Annotated in this window: 3 protein-coding genes; all 3 read right to left on the bottom strand. The window is 64.5% G+C overall.

What is annotated here, in order from left to right; genetic code table 11:
• Window positions 1-1,034: redox-regulated ATPase YchF (gene ychF, locus PHE40_RS09155; protein WP_299961032.1), on the bottom strand; the 1,034-nt coding region annotated here is incomplete at its 3' end.
• Window positions 1,024-1,611, bottom strand: coding sequence for an aminoacyl-tRNA hydrolase (gene pth, locus PHE40_RS09150; protein WP_299961030.1), 588 nt, complete (start codon window positions 1,609-1,611; stop codon window positions 1,024-1,026). The genes ychF and pth, both read right to left, overlap by 11 nt.
• A gap of 15 nt (window positions 1,612-1,626) precedes the next feature.
• A complete protein-coding gene (locus PHE40_RS09145; protein WP_299961028.1) occupies window positions 1,627-2,322 on the bottom strand; it encodes a 50S ribosomal protein L25/general stress protein Ctc in 696 nt (231 codons plus the stop codon).
• Window positions 2,323-2,416: the final 94 nt, after the last annotated feature.

Below are 2,416 nucleotides of genomic sequence, written 5' to 3'. Positions count from 1 at the left end.
TCGATGCGGAGTTTTCCGGCCTCGCGGGCGCCGGATTCGCCTTTGTAGGCGATGTAGTCTTCATAGGCGGTGGTTTCGCAGGCGATGAAGCCGCGCTCGAAATCGCCATGGATGACGCCAGCGGCGCCGGGGGCCTTGGTGCCTTTGGTGATGGTCCAGGCGCGGGTTTCCTTCGGCCCGATGGTGAAATAGGTGATGAGGCCGAGCAGCGCGTAGCCGGCGCGAATAATGCGGTCCAGCCCGCTGTCTTCCAGGCCGAGATCGGCGAGGAAGGAGGCGCGGTCTTCTTCCGGCAACTGGGCGACTTCGGATTCGATGGCGGCGGAGACGACGACGCTGAGCGCGCCGACGGATTTGGCCATCTCGGCGACGCGGGCGGATTGCGCGTTGCCGGTGGCGGCTGAGGCCTCCTCGACATTGCAGACATAGAGCACCGGCTTGGCGGTGAGCAGGTTGAGGCGTTTGGCGTCCTCTGCGTTTTCGGGGGTGATGGCGGTGCGGGCGGGTTTGCCTTGTTCGAGGGCGGCGAGGATGGGCTCCATGAGGGCGGCATCAATGGCGGCCTGGCGGTCGTTCTTGGCGCGTTTCTGGAGGGCGGGCAGGCGCTTGGAGAGAGAGTCGAGATCGGCCAGCATCAGCTCGGTCTCAACGGTTTCGGCGTCGCGGATGGGGTCGACGCTGCCTTCGACATGGGTCACGTCGTCATCCTCGAAGCAGCGCAGCACATGCACGATGGCGTCCACCTCGCGGATGTTGGCAAGGAACTGGTTGCCGAGGCCCTCCCCCTTGGAGGCGCCGCGGACCAGCCCGGCGATGTCGACGAATTCCAGGCTGGTGGGGACCACCTTGATGGATTTGCCGATGATGGCCAGGGCGTCCATGCGTTTATCGGGCACAGCGACGCGCCCGGTGTTGGGCTCGATGGTGCAGAAGGGGTAGTTGGCGGCCTGGGCGGCCACTGTGGCGGTGAGCGCGTTGAAGAGGGTCGATTTGCCGACATTCGGCAGGCCGACGATACCGCAGTTAAAGCCCATTTTTCTGGTCCTTGGTGAGTAGTGCGAGGCGGGTCATGTAGTCTTCCGGCTTTTGCGCGGCCAGGAGGGCGGCCTCATCGGCCACCGCGTCGAGCATTGGCAGCAGCCAGTCAAGGTCAGGTTTGGCGAAATCGCCCAGGACATGGCCGGTGACGCGGTGCTTGTCCCCCGGATGGCCGATGCCCAGGCGCACGCGCCAGTAGTCCGGGGTGCCTAGGTGCTGGTCCATGCTGCGCAACCCGTTGTGGCCGGCGGCACCGCCGCCTTTTTTCACGCGGATCTTGCCGGGGGCGAGGTCCAGATCGTCATGGAAGACGGTGATGCCGGCGGGGACGATTTTGAAGAATGCGGCGGCGGCCTGCACGGATTCACCGGAGAGGTTCATGTAGGTCATCGGTTTGAGCGCCAGGATTTTATGCCCGTCGATCATGCCCTCGCACACCAGGCCCTTAAAGCGTTGCCGCCATGGTGAGAAGCCATGGCGACGCGCGATGACATCGAGGGCCATGAAGCCGATGTTGTGCCGCTGCCGCGCCATGGCTGGCTCTGGGTTGCCGAGACCGACCCAAAGAAACATGGCGCGGGGAAGAAATTACTTCTTTTTGGCGGGCGCGGCGGGTGCGGCGGCTGCCTTGGGAGCGGCCTTACCACCTTTGCCCTTGGCGGGAGCGGCTGCCGCGGCGGCTGCCTTGGCGGCGTCTTCGGCCAGCTGCTCTGCCGAGACGGTCGGCGCGGCGATGGTGGCGATGACGAAGTCACGATCAGTGATGACCGGGCGAGCGTCGCCCACGCCGATGAGGTTGTGCCAGCGGATGGTGTCGTTGATTTCCAGCGGGCCCAGATCAACCTCAAACTTTTCGGGGATGTTGTCAGGGTCGCAGGCGACTTCCACGGTGTGGCGCACGACGTTGAGCACGCCGCCGCGCTTGATGCCGGGGCTGATGCCTTCGTTCAAGAAGACCACATGCACGCCGACACGCACGCGCTCACCGGAGGCGAGGCGCTGAAAATCTACATGCTCGGGAGCATCGGTGACCGGGTGGAACTGCACGTCGCGCATCAGGGCGCGAATGTTCTGGCCATCCAGGGCGATTTCATACAGGCGCGAGCGCCAGCCGCCGCGCTTGAGCTCGCGCATGACGACGCGCGGGTCGAGCGCGATCAGGGAAGGTTCCTGCTTCGCGCCGTAAATTACCGCAGGTACTTTACCTGCACGCCTCGTCGCCCGCGCCACCCCCTTGCCGGCACGCGAACGCGACTCAGCTTCGATGGTTTCGAAATTGGCCATGTTTTACGCTCCTATAAACAACAAAAGCCGGCCTCCAGGGGTGCCGGCGGGCGGGGTGTAGCGCGGATTGGGAGATTGTTCAACTAATGGCGGG

The organism is Acidocella sp. (assembly GCF_028687955.1).
Classification (GTDB): domain Bacteria; phylum Pseudomonadota; class Alphaproteobacteria; order Acetobacterales; family Acetobacteraceae; genus Acidocella.
Note: the sequence above shows the minus strand (reverse complement) of the source record. Positions and strands in the feature narration are given on the sequence as shown.

Excerpts from the sequence above, each read along its gene's own strand:
- pth (WP_299961030.1), bottom strand. The coding sequence starts at position 1,611 with ATGTTTCTTTGGGTCGGTCTCGGCAACCCAGAGCCAGCCATGGCGCGG.
- PHE40_RS09145 (WP_299961028.1), bottom strand. The coding sequence starts at position 2,322 with ATGGCCAATTTCGAAACCATCGAAGCTGAGTCGCGTTCGCGTGCCGGC.